Genomic DNA, 14,665 nt, shown 5'->3' with positions numbered 1-14,665 from the left:
ACTTAAGCAGCTTCTTCTTCTGGTGGTAAAGAACCACGGCGAATCTCTGCGAGCTGATCAGGAGAGGTCGCAAGGTAAACTTCGACTACTCTGGGATCAAAATGGGTTCCAGAAAGGGATTTTATGTGTTCGCGCACCTTGGCCTCATTCCAAGCCTTTCGATAAGGTCGGTCTGACCTCAGCGCGTCCCAAACGTCGGCAAGTGCAAAGATGCGAGCCAGCAAGGGAATGCTGTCCCCTTTTAGCCGGTCAGGATATCCCTTCCCATCCCATCGCTCGTGGTGATAAAGGGCTACGGGGAGAGCCTCTTCTATAAACGGGATGTCCTTGAGCATATTGTATGCAAGTACAGGATGTGTCTCCATGATCTTGCGTTCCTCTTGCGTGAGCGGACCTTCCTTGAGAAGGATTGAGTCGGGAATCCCAACTTTGCCAATATCGTGCAGTAGTGCGCCGCGCCTCAGATGGATGAGCTGGTCCTCGGTAAGGCCCATCTGTTCGCCAATGTAGCAAGAAAACTCGGTGACGCGGCGGCTATGCCCCTCCGTCTCATGATCGCGCAGATCAAGCGCCTTTGCCCAGCCCTCAATAGTTGAGTCATAGGCGTTTTGAAGAGCTTCAGTACGTTGAACGACGCGGTTTTCAAGGTCGACATTATGTCGGGCGATGGAGTCGCGTTGATCAAAAAACGCGCGTATGAGGAGTGCAATTCGCGCAAACTCATCGTCCTTTTCGATCATCCTTTTTAAGCGTTCTGGATCGTCGCTCTCTAATCCGACCAAGATGGACTTGAGCGGCCTTCCTACCCAAAGGAGAATGCACAGGAAGACAAGCCCGGTCATCGTTCCTGCAAAGAGGAGAATGATGCTTGTTGCTCTACTCAAACTAGAACGCATTTCCCATGCGAGCTTGTTTGGCGCTGAGAAGTGTACAAATGCGACGGGCTCTCCACTTGGACCAAGCAAGGGCTTTGATTCAGAAGTTGGAATAAGCTTTTGTTGTGCAGATGTTTTGCTCTTGTCTGAGTTTGCGGCGTACTCCTTGAAGCTGACTTCTGCATTTGCAAGCTCCCCAAGTGATGCTAAATCGGACACACGCCAAGGTCGGGAAACAATGAAGTAGCCGTAGACTTTGCCTGATCGCTCAAGGTCATCAGAGCCGTGAATTGATGTCCCTACGATCTCGTCATAGTGGTCTTCGTGCTTGATGAAGAAGCGACTTACATTTTGACGGCTCGTAAACTTGTCCTTGACAAACGAAGGGGACATGGACTTGCCAAAGAGATCGGCAGTGTCCGCAACAGAATAGGAGTGAATGAGTTTTCCGTCGGAGTCAAAAACCCACAATGCCGATGTATGCATCGTGTTCGTAGAGGTGTTAACTTGCTCGGAGATGAACTTTTGGTCACGTGTCGATATATAGTCCGCAAAGTCGTCCCAGAGTGTGTAATCTAGGATCGTTGTGTCAAGCTGTTTTAGCCGTGTATCGAGAACGCTGGAATACACACGCAGTCGTTCTTTGCGCGATGCGTCAACGAGGTGCAAAAGGTTTTCTTGCTCTGACATATGCCAAGCCGTCGTACAAACCGCAAAAGCCGCTGCGACAAGCACAAAAAGCGCTACGATGCGAAATCGCACCGAGCGCATGCCTCTTCCTTTCCGTTCGTCGGTTCCCTCGAATCGAACCATCTTAAGTTACGCATGCTTAGTCATGCGTACGCACCTGCTTTGAGTTGATTCACTTGCAGTTCTTGCAAGTGGAAGCTCTCCCCGCAATATTCTCGGGTTAAAAAGACGTGATTCTCACCTGTTTAAGGACAATTGTTAAGGAATTCATCGCCGAAGTTTCATCTATCATAAGAATGACCAGTGGATATAGACGATGCCATATGTAATTGAACTTGAAATAGATGATCCTGGGGCATTGGCAGTGAAGGCTCTATTAGATCGCGTTGAGGCTTCCGGCCTTCCAACATATATTGAGCGTGTCGGTTACAAGGCGAGCATTCCACTCGCAGTGTTCGGGCAGCTCGACGCATCACATATGCGCTTGGAAATCAAGAGATACGCGATGGGTTTGAAACCGTTTGACTTAAATCTTTCCGGCGTTGGCGCTGGATGTGATCCCCGGATCGCTGGCTTGACCTGTGATGAGACTCCAGAATTGAAACAAGCCCATGTCGGCATATATTCCTTTCTGCGCAAAGTTGGGCAGTCGCCGCGCAAAGAGTACGAGCCCGGCAGTTGGGTTCCGCTCGTGCCCCTAGGCGAGAACTACAACCCCGTTCTGGTTGAGAGGCTACGCCGTTTATCGGAAGATTGGGAAATGCCAATCAAGGCCCACGTTGCGAACGTCCGGGTGTCTAACGTAAACCCTTCGCGCAGTCAGACGATTTTTCACGTCCAATTAGAATCGGGGGCGGTCCGTGACCGCTCATAGCCCCAGCCGATAGAATACAATCATCACTGATGGCCAGTAGCACTGAGAGGACCGAACAGGAAGTACCGCGTTTTCTTGAAGCGCCAACGGTCGTACTCAAGTCAAACTCACTATTCGCGAAGCGGGCCATCATCCTTTGCATCGGAATGATCGTCGCGTCGGTTGGTTTGGTTGCCATCGTTTGGCAGCAGATGGCTGGAAGCACCAAGGGACAACTTTATCTCGGTGTAGCTCTATTGCCGACCGTGTTGCTGGCGATCATGATGATCTTCAGCTATCGTGCCGCTCGTGATCGGAAGCCTATCCTTATCTTAACTCCAAAGGGCTTCATATCCAGTTACAACAATCTTGGAACGGTGCCGTGGGATCGCGTCAAGTATCTCCGAGTAAGTCAAGACAGCCTCTTTCCCGAGATACTGATCTCTTTAACCGATGACGCTCTACGAGAAAGACCCTCAGATGACGCAGCCGTTCAAGCGCAAAGCTCCACTGGTAACGCTCTTTCGATAGGGATTGGACAAATTGCTGGGACAAGGACCGAGGTCATTGCTGAGCTAAAACCCTACCTCAAGGCGTTCGCGAACGATGGTTCGGCGGAGGATCGGTAGCGACGTAGAAATGGTTTGCCCGCGCTGTGCTAAAGAGAACGTGGATGAGAACCGCTTCTGCGGACGATGCGGGCTCGATTTCACACAATATGAAGCCACGCCCGCTGCACCCCTAGAGGACGATGTCTTCTGTTATCGGCACAAAAAAACGGCAACGCGACTGCGCTGTGGGCGATGTGATCGTCCCATCTGCGTCAAATGTACAGTAATGGGACCTGCCGGACCGCGCTGCCCAGAATGCGGAAAGATGCAGATCCCCATTCGAGGGCGGGCAATCCTTCACGACATCAAACGGTCTGTCTCACGCATCTTCCGCGTTAGCCCAATCACCTTCTACTTGATCTTTATCTTAATCATCTTCCTTGGCGGCTTCCGAAGCTGCGGCAGGATGCAAAGGTCAGAGCCGCCGATTCAATACGATCAAGATAGTCAGCCAGTTGAAAGCGACAGGTCGTAACTTCGGCTCAAATCTCACGACAAGATTCAATAGTCGAATTCAGCCACGACGAATGTATGATCGCTTGGCTTTTCGAGCGCTCTCGGTTCTTTGTCGATGATACAGCTTGTGCAAAGATCAGCCAGCCCGCGCGTGGTGTAAATGTGGTCGATTCGCCACCCCAGATTTCGTTCAAAACACTTGGGAATTACAAATTCCCAGAAGCTATAGTGACCTGGTCCTTGGGTGAACTTACGGAACATGTCGCTAAAGCCCCAGTCCGTGATCTTATCTAGAGCGGCAAACTCATCGGGATGATGTCCAACCGTGTTGAGCATCTTAGGAGAATCGAAAACGTCGTCCGGATGCCGCGCGATGTTGATATCTCCCATCCAGAGCACATGCTGAGTAGGAGAGTAATGGCTTGCCACCCAATCGGCAAACTTCGCCAGCCACTTCATTTTGTATTCGAACTTCTCAGAACCGACGGCAGAGCCGTTTGGCACGTACGTATTGATGACCTGAATGCCCTGGAAGTCGACGGCGATGATCCGGCAGTCTTCCGGCATCAGCGGATCGCCAAAACCGGTCGTTACGCCACCAAGGGGCTCGCGTGTCACAAGCGCGACGCCGTTGTAGCTCTTCTGCCCGTGAATCGCCACATGCCATCCTGCATCCTCAAAGGCGCTAACCGGAAACTTGTCATCTTCAACCTTGGTCTCTTGAATGGCGAGCAGGTCTGGTTCGTTTTCGGCTAGCCAATCGAGAGTGATGTCTAGGCGTGCGCGGATGGAATTGGCGTTGAACGTAGCGAACTTCATGGGCTACATTTTACGCTCTGAGGTGCGGAGTATGATCGCGCACCCTTTCAAATCGCAAGGCAGTATGTCAGGTGCGATGAGGTGTGATCAGTTTGTAGCTGTACCAGGAAGAATCAGTGACCCCAGGATCATTCCGGCGGTCTGACAAACGGATTTGGCTTCAGCTCAATCTTCTTCACCGACTGCAGATACGCCACCATCTCGTCTGCCTTCTTCCCTGCCAACTGCCCATGAAAGTGCAGATTGAAGCCGTGCGGTCCCCGAGCATCAATAAGCTTGGGTTGTAGTGTGAGGAATGCTTTGACTGCTTCAAGCTGCCCCATCATAGCCGCCGTAAAGATGTCGATCCGCGCGCCACGCTCAAGAAAAACCTCCACGATGTCGTGCCTTCCCATATGAGACGCTCCACCGAGGCCACTTTCCCAATCTCCGCCGCCCCAGTCGATGAAACCGTTGATCAGCATCGGCTCTTTGTCGAGTAGTTTCTTGGTCATGTCCAGGTCGGAGTGAGCGTAGATGATGAAGTCCTGTATGAGCTGCCGGTTGATCTGTGGCCTCTTCCAGGCCGGTGCGAAACCGGGCGCTGGATAGTCACGCTCAAAAGGCGCTTCTGTGGGACCGGCGGGCTTGGCTTGGTCCTGACCACGCGCCAGGGTCGTCGCCGAGGCAAAGGCTAGCCCTGTTCCGGCTGCGAGCAGAGATCTTCGAGAAATTGAATCAAACATTTTGCATTCCTATGGCTTTGCTTTGTTATACGACATGTAGCAAGCTCCGAGCAGCATCTGCACGACAATCTGCACGTAATACAACCCTTTTAGATATCCCCCAGTTACCTGGCAAATTTAACAGGACTTAACATTTGTACTTTATGTTAAATTTAGAATATCTTTATCGGGGATTTAAATATGAAAAGAGTTTCTCTGTTCCTTGGGGCGATGTTCGTGGTGGCTGGCGCGAACGCACAAATGCTCATCATGCCGGATAGCACGAACAACAGGCTCGTCGCCTTCGATCCATTTAACGGCAGTGTGGTGAACTCAAACATGTTCGCCCTCGCTGGCGGGACTCAAATCCACGCCATGCAAGTCGGCAACGAGATTTGGGTCTCCGAGCAGATTGGTGATCGAGTTTCGCGGTGGAGCTTTACGGGTACGTCCCTTGGTTCCATTAGTGGCGCGCTGGATAACATTCGCGGCATGGGCCTGATCGGTGGCACGGTTTTCGTCACTAATGCAGGCACGGGCAATGGCGCTCCCGGCGCTGCCGTGCGTATGTTCGATACCTCGGGAGGCAGCCTTGGCCACTTCCTTACTCCGAACGCGCCGAGTCCCTTCGGAATCCTTTCTCACCAAGGTGGAATGCTGGTCAGCTCTTCCAGCGCAAACGACGACGTACACCGATATTCGCTCGCTGGATCGTCACTTGGTACCTTCCACAACTCGGCTTCCCTGAACTTTGGTGAGCAGATGGACTACGCGCTGAACGGCGATGTTTTGGTCGCTGGCTTCTCGTCGAACAATATTGTCCGCTTGGACCCCAATACTGGCGCTCTCATCAGCTCCTTTACGGCCTCCGGCGCGCGAGGCGTTCATCAGTTGGGTAACGGAAACATCATGTGGACAAACAGCGCAGGCGCTCACATCTTCGACGTCAACACTGGCGGCTCTTCGCAGGTTTATGCTGGCGGTGGGCGGTATCTGGATCTGCTCGATCCGGTACCAGAGCCAGCGACGATGATCGCGATGATTGCAGGTGTTTCGGCTTTGGCCCTGCGTCGGCGAAAGAAAAAGTAAGAAACCGTTACCGAGCATAGTTTGCTCAGCCGCTTCCTAGATATAGGAGGCGGCTGTTTGCTTTGAAAGCTATATGCGGAGCTTCCTATAGTCGGTACGTACTTTATGGAGTTTTTCTGTAAAACCACCCTCCGTTAAAAACTGCTGTTCCAACTGTCTCAAAAGTTGATTGAGGAGGTAATTCGTTTGGTGGATGATACAGATCGCAGTGTTGGCTGCGTTCGAAGGGCCTTTCTCTTCAATGTATGCCTTATATGTCTTATAGGACCTATCTTCCCTGTATGATAGCTTGCGAATGTACCGTGCCTTGGCGTGTTCTTTGAGCCAGCACTCCAGATTGTTCTGTCGAAGGAAGTCTTCATAGTCCAGAAGAAGCTCTTCGAGGCTGGCGCGTGCTATACCGACCAGTTTGAGTTCGATCTTTTTTGAAGTGCCGGAAGCCATGCTTCCTTCGGCAATGTTCTGTTTGCCGCTTCTTGCGGCCTGCACCATCTGGTCCACCGTGCGTGACTTCTTATCAATGTAGAGCCTGGTGAAAGCGACCGTTGAATCGTAGACCAGTTCTGCCATCTGATAGGCTTTGAGGCCGCGATAACCGCCGTGAGGACCGATCAGAGGCGTGTCGTCTTTCACACTTTCAGGCTATCAGACAGGCAATGAGGATGTCAATATATCAGTAGACATTTGTTTCAAGCGCCTCTAAAAAGGATAAGTCCTATAGGACGTATATGACCTACAGGACTTATTTTCCAGTGTGCTAGCACTCTGCCGAACGTTGAACTTCTCTCTTAGAAATCCATTCCGTCCATGCCGCCGCCGGGCATTGCCGGGGCTGACTTCTTCGGCTCGGGCTTCTCCACAACCAACGCTTCCGTCGTCAGCACCAGGCCTGCAATCGACGCCGCATTCTGCACCGTTGACCGCGTCACCTTTGCCGGATCGACGATGCCGGACTTGACCATATCCACGATCTCGCCGTTTACAGCGTTCAGACCGAAACCAGCCTTCGCGCCGCGAACCTTCTCGACGATTACGGAGCCCTCAAGGCCCGCGTTCTCGGCGATGGTGCGCAGAGGCTGCTCGAGCGCGCGCTTCACGATGTTCACACCGGTCTGCTCGTCGCCCTCCAGCTTCAACTTATCCAGAGCGCCAGCCGCAGCCAGGAGCGTCACGCCGCCACCAGCGACGATTCCCTCTTCAACTGCTGCACGGGTTGCCGAAAGGGCATCCTCGTAGCGGTGCTTCTTCTCTTTAAGCTCGGTCTCAGTGCTTGCGCCGACCTTGATGACCGCCACACCGCCGCTGAGCTTGGCAAGTCTCTCTTGCAGCTTTTCGCGGTCGTAGTTGCTGTCGGTCTTCTCAATCTGAGCCTTGATCTGAGCGATTCGGCCCATGACGTCGGCCTTCTTGCCCGCGCCTTCGATGATCGTCGTCTCTTCCTTGGTGATGATGATCTTCTTCGCGGTGCCGAGCATGTCGATGGAAACGTTCTCAAGCTTCGTGCCGAGGTCCTCGCTGATGAATTGTCCGGCTGTGAGCACGGCAATGTCTTCGAGCATGGCCTTGCGGCGATCGCCGAAACCAGGAGCCTTGACGGCAGCGACCTGAAGGACGCCACGGATCTTGTTCAGAACGATGGTTGCCAGGGCGTCGCCCTCGATATCCTCTGCGATGAGAAGCAGTGGCCTGCGAGCCTGAGCGGCTTTCTCCAAGAACGGCAGGAACTCCTGCGCGTTGCTGATCTTCTTCTCGTGGATGAGGATGATCGGGTTCTCAAGAACCGCTTCCATGCGCTCGGGGTCGGTGACGAAGTAGGGGCTGATGTAGCCTCGGTCGAACTGCATACCTTCGACAACTTCAAGGTTCGTCTCACGGCCCTTCGACTCTTCGACGGTGATAACGCCGTCCTTGCCAACCTTGTCCATAGCCTCGGCCACGTGCTTGCCGATCTCATCGTCGTTTCCGGCGATGGTGGCAACGAAAGCGACCTGCGCCTTGTCCTTGATCGGCTGGGAAGACTTCTTGATGTCGGCGACGACAGCCTCAACAGCCTTGTCGATTCCGCGCTTTACAGCAATCGGGTTTCCACCGGCAGCAACGTAGCGAAGACCTTCGTTAACGATAGCCTGGGCCAGAACGGTGGCGGTGGTGGTGCCGTCTCCGGCAACATCGTTGGTCTTGGACGCAACTTCCTTGCAGAGCTGGGCGCCCATGTTCTCATAAGGATCTTCGAGCTCGATCTCCTTGGCAACGCTGACGCCGTCCTTGGTGATGGTGGGGCTTCCCCACTTCTTATCGAGGACGACATTGCGGCCTTTGGGGCCGAGGGTGACCTTAACTGCATCGGCGACTTTGTTGACGCCGCGCTCAAGCGCACGACGTGCGTTTTCATCATAAAGTAAGTTTTTTGCTGGCATTCTTTTTGTTTCTCCTTGTTTTTGAAATCTCTGTTTGGGTGGTAGAAGTGGTAAAGGTTGTAAGGGGTAAGGATTGTAAGTGACGGAAGTCAGAACCCTCCGTTGTCCGAGCCGTACGTGGCGACTTCTTCTCGGACTCTTCCGACTGTTAGCCGATTCGTCAGGTTATAGAGCTTTCTGCCAAGATCGTCGATGTTCGTTTCGATCCTTGAAATCTCCTCTGCCTGCACCAAATTCAAATCGACCGAAAGGATGAGAAGTGTCTCGACTTCGTTCAGCGACCCTCGGGCAATTCTCAGGAACTGCGCGAAGGAAGCATCCGTGTTTCGCCCCCAACCTTCTGCGATGTTTGAAGGGATCGAGATGGCGGCACGTCGGAGCTGGCTGATGATGCCGTATTGCTCGTTCTGCGGATAGCGAAGTGTGAGTTCGTAGACTTCGGCGACTAACTCGCGTGCGAGTTGCCAAACATCAAGGTCTTTGAATCCTCCCTTTGCTTTCGTACCCTCCATCCTTACAACTCTTACCCTTTACAATCCTTACGCTCACTTCACAACAGCGTAAATCTGATCCTCGCTCAGGATGGTGTAGTCCTCTCCTTCGAGCGTGACCTCATTTCCGCCGTACTTGCTGAAGATGATCTTGTCGCCCTCCTTTACACTCGGCTTCACGCGGTCTCCGTTGTCAAGAATGCGTCCGTCGCCGACGGCGATAACCTTGCCCTCCTGGGGCTTCTTCTGGGCAGAATCAGGAAGGAAAATTCCCCCTGCCGTCTTGTCGCTGGCTTCGACAATCTGCACGACGACCTTATCTCCAAGCGGTCGTAGTTTTGACATATATGTTCATTTCCTCCGAATTGAAATTTTTTAGCAGTCCCAAGTTGGGACTGCTAAATTATACGCTCGCAGACTCTAATCAGGCAAGGTGGAATTGGCAAATTGGGACCGTGAGTGCTAAAGGCCATATCTGCGTTTTTGTTTGGTGTGAGTGTGCGTAAACGTAAGCATGAGTAGATTCACACACTCACAAAACCGGCGGTGACGAGGCGCTGCCCTCCGTGGTCAGCTCCTATCCTTTCAAACCGTCAATCAACTTCTTTGCGGCTTCGGTCCCCACAAAGCTATCCCCAGACAAGCTCTTGAGAGTCTGACCGTAGTATTGCGGCGTGCCAAGCCGAACGTGCATCAGCCTTCACTACGTCTTACTCGCGAGTGATGGTTGCGTGCTGGGTATTGCTCGTAAGTATTTGACAGCAACCTTCATTGAAATCAGATGAGAACACAAACTCGACACATGCACGGCAGGATCGTACAGCGCATGATCGAAGCCGTGACTCACTATCAGTCCGGGCCACTTAATATTCCTGATCTCGCCCTGACCGCAGGCCTATCGCGTTGGCATATGGCCCGAGTCTTCCGCGCTCAAACTGGCGAGGCGCCCTCCGACTTTCTACGTCGTATCCACCTTGAACGCGCGGCTCACCGACTTCTAAACTCCTTCATCTGCATAGCCGAGATTGGCAAGGAGGCAAGCTACAAAAACAGCCCCAGCTTCACGAGGGGTTTTATCAAGGCTTTTGGAATGACTCCCTCTGCATTTCGTGCTTCAAGCCTGTCAGATTGGAGGCTGCCTTCAGCTGCCGAAATCCATTGGCAACCGCATCCCGAGTTTGCCGCTTACAGCCCGGTTGATCTTCAAAAGGATGGAGCGGATGTGGAGATCCTTGGCGCTGATGCCTTCTCCTTTGGCGCACATAGAGTCCATGGAAGCTATCACAAGGCCCATCTGCGATGGAAAGAGCTGTTCGCAAATGAGCTGAAGGACAGAGTCTTGCCTCACGGTACAAGATTCCTAACCCTCTACAATGACTCTCCAGAGAATGTGCCCGCCGACGAGCTCCGAATAGATTTGTGCGTCGTGCGCCCAGATGGAAGGATTGAGCCTGGACTTAAGCCAAGGGTAATGCCAGCCGGGTCCTATGTGCGGACGAAGGAGTTGCTTTGTGCGAAGCCAGCAAGTATGGCCTGGTGCCCAATGCTGCGCCATTGGGTACCTAAGAGTGGATCACGCCCAAAGAATGTTCCATCCTTCGAAGAATCGTTCGTATGTCCAGCGGCAAGCGAGCAGTTCCCGATGAGGCTCTATGTCGGCTTAGAGATCGATCTTGGGTCGCAATGATCATTAAGCGTGCTTGAATTGATTCGCGCAAGAAATGCTAATCGCAAGCCGTAGATGACGGCTAACCTTCCTATGAGATGACCCCAACACGAACCCAAGGAGCCGATCTATGAGAATTCAAACTCGGCACATGCACGGAAGGATTGTCCAGCGAATACTCGACTTCGTCCTCACCCATCCATGTGGGCCTTTGCGAATTCCTGACTTGGCCCACACAGCGGGTTTATCCCGTTGGCACATTGCCCGTGTCTTTCGTGCTCAAACCGGGGAGTCCCCGTCCGAGTTCCTCCGCCGAATCCGGCTCGAAAGGGCTGCTCACAGGCTTCTCAATACGAAAATCGCGATTGGAGCGATAGGTTTTGAAGCAGGCTACCAAGACAGCCCTAGCTTCACCCGAGCGTTTTTGAAAGCCTTCGGAACTCTTCCCTCGACCATGAGAGCCAAAAAAGAGATTGATTGGCAACTCCCCTCAGACTGCGGCTTTCATTGGAGAGCGACATCCGCTGTATCCGCATACAGTCCCGTTGAACTTACAAATCGAGGACCCGAAGTCGAGATCATTGGGGTTGATGGCTTTACGGTCGGACGTAAAAGAATCATGGGAAGCTACTCAAACGTCCGGCAGCGATGGATCGACCTTTACGATACTATCCTAAGAGATCGGAACATGCCCGCCGGGACCCGCTACCTCGCTATCTACCATGATTCGATTGACAGGACACCCATCGAACAGCTACGACTCGACCTGTGTGTGGTACGCCCTGACGGCCTGGTTGAACCTGGACTAGAGTGTGGGAAGATGCCAGCCGGGACATACGTTCGCTCAAAAGACTTTTTCTGTGGAGAGGCTGGAAACGACACTTGGTGTCGTATGTCGAGACACTGGATTCCCTCTATTGGTGCACGTCCTCACAACGTACCGGCTTACGAGGAATCTCTGATCTGTCCCGCACTCCACGCTGACCCGCCCATACGAATCTACATTGGTCTTGAGATCGACTTAGAGCCCGGGCGTTAGGCCATCTGAATCCGTTCGCATGGACTCACCAGATTAGGCTTGAGATGTTCTATCTTCTCCGCGATATATGCTTCGACCTCGTCGTTAAGGTGCGCTCTCGACAGGTAAAGGACATCGTGAGTTGTTTGTAAAAGTAGTGCGACGGGTGTTGATTCCATTTGAACGAATTGATCCCACGGATTGAACCATTCACTTTTGGACGGACTCAACATCCGTAGCCCGGTGTCGTCGATTCGGTAGGTGTACTTCGCAGGAGTCATGTAAAACCGAGACCCATCCTGAGTCTTGCCATAACTTGCCGCAATACCTTGAATGAACGTCACAACAAAGACCGCTATGGCAAACCACAAATACATCTCAGTGGAAAGGGGGTTGCCAGAAAACACGAAAACCGCAGTGAGTGCACTAATTGAAGCAACCGTCGCGGGATAAGTTAGCCAGCTTATGATTCTGCTTGAAAGCAGCAACCGTGAAACGTAGGATTTACCCATCCGCCAGTACAAATCTTGATCGACCAGTACTTCAACCGAAAAGGATTTCTCGGATAACTCGACAGCATCGTCAGACACTCTGTATCTCTTCTGTCATTCGCCAGAATCTCCTTTAAGATATTCCCCCAAGCAACGCTAAAAGCGGCAATCTATGCATCCGCGCACCAGCGGCTAATCAGGATTCGAAATGCGTGGCTAACCTATTGATGCCCGCTACAGACAGCCCCTTAAAAACCAGGATGTAACACGTCTTGGCGGGCATACCGACTGTTGAGAGCTTGATGAACAACGCTCCGAAGGTTAAGTGAAAAATGAAAATTCTCAAATATGGACTGCCAGGGCTGGCAATTCTAATCTCTGCACAAGGAGTGTCGCAGGCATTTATCAATGGTGATTTCGAGGGCGGAACGATGACGGGCTGGAATATCGCTACAACAACCAACGGCACCTATAAATTTCATGCCGTCGTTCCGTTTGATATGAATGATGCCGAGCCTGGGGGCGTGTCCCTTGCTGCTCGATTCAGTGTAGGACAGATCACAAACGAATCGAATATCTATCGTGGAATCACTGTAACTCAGAACCTTCTTCTCGAAGCAGGAACGACGTATCGCTTCTCTCACGACTGGGCTGCGCGCAATTACTTCGTCTTTGACAACTTCGACGGTGGGAAGTTCAACCTGATTGTGGATGGAGCCTCTATCGCTGAGGCGGACACTATGAACATCTTTACGATGACGACCGAATACGGCAAGCTTGAGGGATTCTTTACGGCAACGGAAACTCGACAGTATTCGATCGGTTCACAAATCACCCGCAGATTCCCTATCCCACCTGGATCGGAGTTGATCCTAGGTCAGTACATCGATAACTTTCAAGTTGAGGCTGTTCCAGAGCCAAGCTCGATCTGCCTTTTGGTAGGCGGCATCGGCGTCCTCGCCGCGAGACGACGAAAACGCGCTTTATAGACTGATCATTCAATAAACCCAACCAACAAGGGGCGCCGGCACTTGTGCTTGGCGCTCCCACCTTTTTTACGAAGTTGCAAGTACGCCAAAGGCTCCTGAATCAAAGCGACTGCAGAGTCTGATCCAACCGCATTACCAATTCGTCAATGTCTTCTCGCGTAACGCTCAAATTGGGACGCATTCGCACGGTCCGCTCGCCAGCCCCAAGCAGCAATAGTCCAAACTGTTCACGTGCTGTCTTTATCAACTGACCTTTTAACTCGTCTGTCGTCAAGGAGAAAGCCTGGTAGAGGCCCATGCCGCGAATGTTCATCACTCGGTCGGGATGCATCGCTTGCAGGCCGCGTAGCTTTTCGGCAAGGTATTCCCCATTTTCAGCAGCTTTGGCGATAAGCCCTTCCTCCTCAACGATCTTGTACTCCTGCACGACGCGCACCATGTCGGCGAGTGTGCCGCCCCAAGTAGAGTCGAGCACTCCTACATCCTCCAGAGGTTCGCGCATATACACCACGCCAGAACCGAACTTCTTCCCGGTTGCTATAGCCATTGGTGGATGGGGGAGATCAAAGTGGTCGATGGCGAACATCTTGCCCGTCGCGCCAAGTCCAGTCTGCACTTCATCAAATCCAAGATAAACGTCGTATTTGTGCGCAAGCTCGCTCAAACCTCGGAAGAACTCAGGAAGAGCGACCCGATTCCCCCCAGCGCCCTGCAACGGCTCAACGATAATCCCTACGATCTCGTGGGCCATTTGCTTGAGAGTCATCTCCGCCATCTGGAGCGCCTCTACGGTGCGGCGCATGTTTTCGGCTGGTGTCTCGTCATTGTCGATCGCTGGGAATGGCAGTTTCACATTCCCGCCCGTCATCAGCCCGTGGAAGTCTTTTGTGCCGACCGGATCCATCGTATGGGTCACGCCAAGTGCATAGACTGTGCGCCCGTGGAAGGCGCGATCAAAATACACAAAGCGTCGGTTTGTCACCGACTTCCCCGCTTTCAGCTTCTTGGCGTGGAATTTGGCGACGAAGAACTTCATCATGTTCTCAACCGCCTCCGCACCAGAATTGACCGCATACATCTCAAGGGTCGGTCCCTTCATAGATTCGGGCGCGAGTTTGTGCAGCAGCCGATAAAACTCCAAGCATTGCGGGGTGAGAAAGTCCGGATTGGCGACTTTGTTGTTTGCGGCGAGAGCCAAGCGCTTCACATAATCGGCCTCATAGAGTCGGGGGTGATTGTGCCCTATCAGCTTTGACCCGAAATAGGAGCACCAGTCGCGAAGCTCCTGCCCATCCACGGTCATAACTTTGATCCCTTCGCACTTCTCAAGATCCAGCACGAAGGGATACGGCTCCAAGATGACGTAGCTGTGGAGCTCGTCGAGCATGGCTTTGGAGATTGGACCGGGAAAAGTGGTTGGTTTCATTTCAGCTGCCGGGGAGATCACATCTCTAGTGGTACCAGCCGGGTCAGTGATTCCGGTACCCCCGTGGGGC

General features: G+C 52.7%; 16 protein-coding genes. 7 read left to right on the top strand and 9 right to left on the bottom strand.

Features of this window, described 5'->3' with window-relative positions; all coding sequences use genetic code 11:
- Positions 1-2: 2 nt before the first annotated feature.
- Complete coding sequence (locus tag KF784_08805; protein ID MBX3119150.1) at positions 3-1,646, bottom strand: HD domain-containing protein; 1,644 nt, start codon at positions 1,644-1,646, stop codon at positions 3-5.
- A 235-nt stretch (positions 1,647-1,881) separates the two neighbouring features.
- Between KF784_08805 and KF784_08800 the strand changes: the two genes are divergently transcribed.
- The 3 genes from KF784_08800 (at position 1,882) to KF784_08790 (ending at position 3,504) form a co-directional block, all read left to right on the top strand.
- A complete protein-coding gene (locus KF784_08800) occupies positions 1,882-2,439 on the top strand; it encodes a hypothetical protein (GenBank protein ID MBX3119149.1) in 558 nt (185 codons plus the stop codon).
- A 29-nt stretch (positions 2,440-2,468) separates the two neighbouring features.
- The gene (locus KF784_08795) at positions 2,469-3,047 is read left to right on the top strand and encodes a hypothetical protein (protein ID MBX3119148.1); all 579 of its coding nucleotides are present in this window, start codon (positions 2,469-2,471) and stop codon (positions 3,045-3,047) included.
- Between the two features lie 247 nt (positions 3,048-3,294).
- A complete protein-coding gene (locus KF784_08790; GenBank protein MBX3119147.1) occupies positions 3,295-3,504 on the top strand; it encodes a hypothetical protein in 210 nt (69 codons plus the stop codon).
- A gap of 26 nt (positions 3,505-3,530) precedes the next feature.
- Here the strand turns inward: KF784_08790 and xth are convergent, their stop codons facing one another.
- On the bottom strand, positions 3,531-4,304 hold the full coding sequence (gene xth / locus KF784_08785) for an exodeoxyribonuclease III (GenBank protein ID MBX3119146.1): 774 nt from the start codon (positions 4,302-4,304) through the stop codon (positions 3,531-3,533).
- Between the two features lie 128 nt (positions 4,305-4,432).
- Complete coding sequence (locus tag KF784_08780; GenBank protein MBX3119145.1) at positions 4,433-5,029, bottom strand: hypothetical protein; 597 nt, start codon at positions 5,027-5,029, stop codon at positions 4,433-4,435.
- Positions 5,030-5,209: 180 nt separating this feature from the next.
- Here KF784_08780 and KF784_08775 point away from each other — a divergent pair, with 180 nt between their 5' ends.
- On the top strand, positions 5,210-6,097 hold the full coding sequence (locus KF784_08775) for a PEP-CTERM sorting domain-containing protein (GenBank protein ID MBX3119144.1): 888 nt from the start codon (positions 5,210-5,212) through the stop codon (positions 6,095-6,097).
- Between the two features lie 69 nt (positions 6,098-6,166).
- Here the strand turns inward: KF784_08775 and KF784_08770 are convergent, their stop codons facing one another.
- The 4 genes from KF784_08770 to groES all read right to left on the bottom strand — a co-directional run bounded on the left by KF784_08770 (position 6,167) and on the right by groES (position 9,350).
- Complete coding sequence (locus tag KF784_08770; GenBank protein ID MBX3119143.1) at positions 6,167-6,730, bottom strand: four helix bundle suffix domain-containing protein; 564 nt, start codon at positions 6,728-6,730, stop codon at positions 6,167-6,169.
- 155 nt (positions 6,731-6,885) lie between these two features.
- Positions 6,886-8,514 carry a chaperonin GroEL gene (gene groL, locus KF784_08765; protein ID MBX3119142.1) on the bottom strand — a complete coding sequence of 543 codons (1,629 nt, stop codon included), beginning with the start codon at positions 8,512-8,514 and terminating at the stop codon, positions 6,886-6,888.
- A gap of 89 nt (positions 8,515-8,603) precedes the next feature.
- Positions 8,604-9,026 carry a four helix bundle protein gene (locus tag KF784_08760; protein ID MBX3119141.1) on the bottom strand — a complete coding sequence of 141 codons (423 nt, stop codon included), beginning with the start codon at positions 9,024-9,026 and terminating at the stop codon, positions 8,604-8,606.
- Positions 9,027-9,059: 33 nt separating this feature from the next.
- Positions 9,060-9,350, bottom strand: a complete 291-nt coding sequence (gene groES, locus KF784_08755; GenBank protein MBX3119140.1) for a co-chaperone GroES — start codon at positions 9,348-9,350, stop codon at positions 9,060-9,062.
- Between the two features lie 457 nt (positions 9,351-9,807).
- On the opposite strand from groES, the gene KF784_08750 reads away from it, so the two are divergent.
- Together KF784_08750 and KF784_08745 are read left to right on the top strand one after the other, a co-directional pair.
- Complete coding sequence (locus tag KF784_08750; protein ID MBX3119139.1) at positions 9,808-10,692, top strand: AraC family transcriptional regulator; 885 nt, start codon at positions 9,808-9,810, stop codon at positions 10,690-10,692.
- A 109-nt stretch (positions 10,693-10,801) separates the two neighbouring features.
- The gene (locus tag KF784_08745) at positions 10,802-11,710 is read left to right on the top strand and encodes an AraC family transcriptional regulator (GenBank protein ID MBX3119138.1); all 909 of its coding nucleotides are present in this window, start codon (positions 10,802-10,804) and stop codon (positions 11,708-11,710) included.
- On the opposite strand, the gene KF784_08740 is transcribed toward KF784_08745, so the two are convergent.
- Positions 11,707-12,279, bottom strand: a complete 573-nt coding sequence (locus tag KF784_08740; protein ID MBX3119137.1) for a hypothetical protein — start codon at positions 12,277-12,279, stop codon at positions 11,707-11,709. The genes KF784_08745 and KF784_08740 overlap by 4 nt on opposite strands.
- A gap of 233 nt (positions 12,280-12,512) precedes the next feature.
- On the opposite strand from KF784_08740, the gene KF784_08735 reads away from it, so the two are divergent.
- Entirely contained in the window at positions 12,513-13,169 is a 657-nt protein-coding gene (locus KF784_08735; protein ID MBX3119136.1) for a PEP-CTERM sorting domain-containing protein, read from the top strand.
- A gap of 100 nt (positions 13,170-13,269) precedes the next feature.
- On the opposite strand, the gene KF784_08730 is transcribed toward KF784_08735, so the two are convergent.
- Complete coding sequence (locus KF784_08730; GenBank protein MBX3119135.1) at positions 13,270-14,595, bottom strand: aminotransferase class III-fold pyridoxal phosphate-dependent enzyme; 1,326 nt, start codon at positions 14,593-14,595, stop codon at positions 13,270-13,272.
- Between the last annotated feature and the right edge of the window lie 70 nt (positions 14,596-14,665).

This window comes from Fimbriimonadaceae bacterium (genome assembly GCA_019638775.1).
GTDB lineage: Bacteria > Armatimonadota > Fimbriimonadia > Fimbriimonadales > Fimbriimonadaceae > JAHBTD01.
Note: the sequence above shows the minus strand (reverse complement) of the source record. Positions and strands in the feature narration are given on the sequence as shown.

Coding starts and splice junctions, on each gene's coding strand:
- KF784_08805 (MBX3119150.1), bottom strand. CDS start 1,646: ATGCGCTCGGTGCGATTTCGCATCGTAGCGCTTTTTGTGCTTGTCGCA.
- KF784_08800 (MBX3119149.1), top strand. CDS start 1,882: ATGCCATATGTAATTGAACTTGAAATAGATGATCCTGGGGCATTGGCA.
- KF784_08795 (MBX3119148.1), top strand. CDS start 2,469: ATGGCCAGTAGCACTGAGAGGACCGAACAGGAAGTACCGCGTTTTCTT.
- KF784_08790 (MBX3119147.1), top strand. CDS start 3,295: ATGCAGATCCCCATTCGAGGGCGGGCAATCCTTCACGACATCAAACGG.
- xth (MBX3119146.1), bottom strand. CDS start 4,304: ATGAAGTTCGCTACGTTCAACGCCAATTCCATCCGCGCACGCCTAGAC.
- KF784_08780 (MBX3119145.1), bottom strand. CDS start 5,029: ATGTTTGATTCAATTTCTCGAAGATCTCTGCTCGCAGCCGGAACAGGG.
- KF784_08775 (MBX3119144.1), top strand. CDS start 5,210: ATGAAAAGAGTTTCTCTGTTCCTTGGGGCGATGTTCGTGGTGGCTGGC.
- groL (MBX3119142.1), bottom strand. CDS start 8,514: ATGCCAGCAAAAAACTTACTTTATGATGAAAACGCACGTCGTGCGCTT.
- KF784_08760 (MBX3119141.1), bottom strand. CDS start 9,026: ATGGAGGGTACGAAAGCAAAGGGAGGATTCAAAGACCTTGATGTTTGG.
- groES (MBX3119140.1), bottom strand. CDS start 9,350: ATGTCAAAACTACGACCGCTTGGAGATAAGGTCGTCGTGCAGATTGTC.
- KF784_08750 (MBX3119139.1), top strand. CDS start 9,808: ATGCACGGCAGGATCGTACAGCGCATGATCGAAGCCGTGACTCACTAT.
- KF784_08745 (MBX3119138.1), top strand. CDS start 10,802: ATGAGAATTCAAACTCGGCACATGCACGGAAGGATTGTCCAGCGAATA.
- KF784_08735 (MBX3119136.1), top strand. CDS start 12,513: ATGAAAATTCTCAAATATGGACTGCCAGGGCTGGCAATTCTAATCTCT.
- KF784_08730 (MBX3119135.1), bottom strand. CDS start 14,595: ATGAAACCAACCACTTTTCCCGGTCCAATCTCCAAAGCCATGCTCGAC.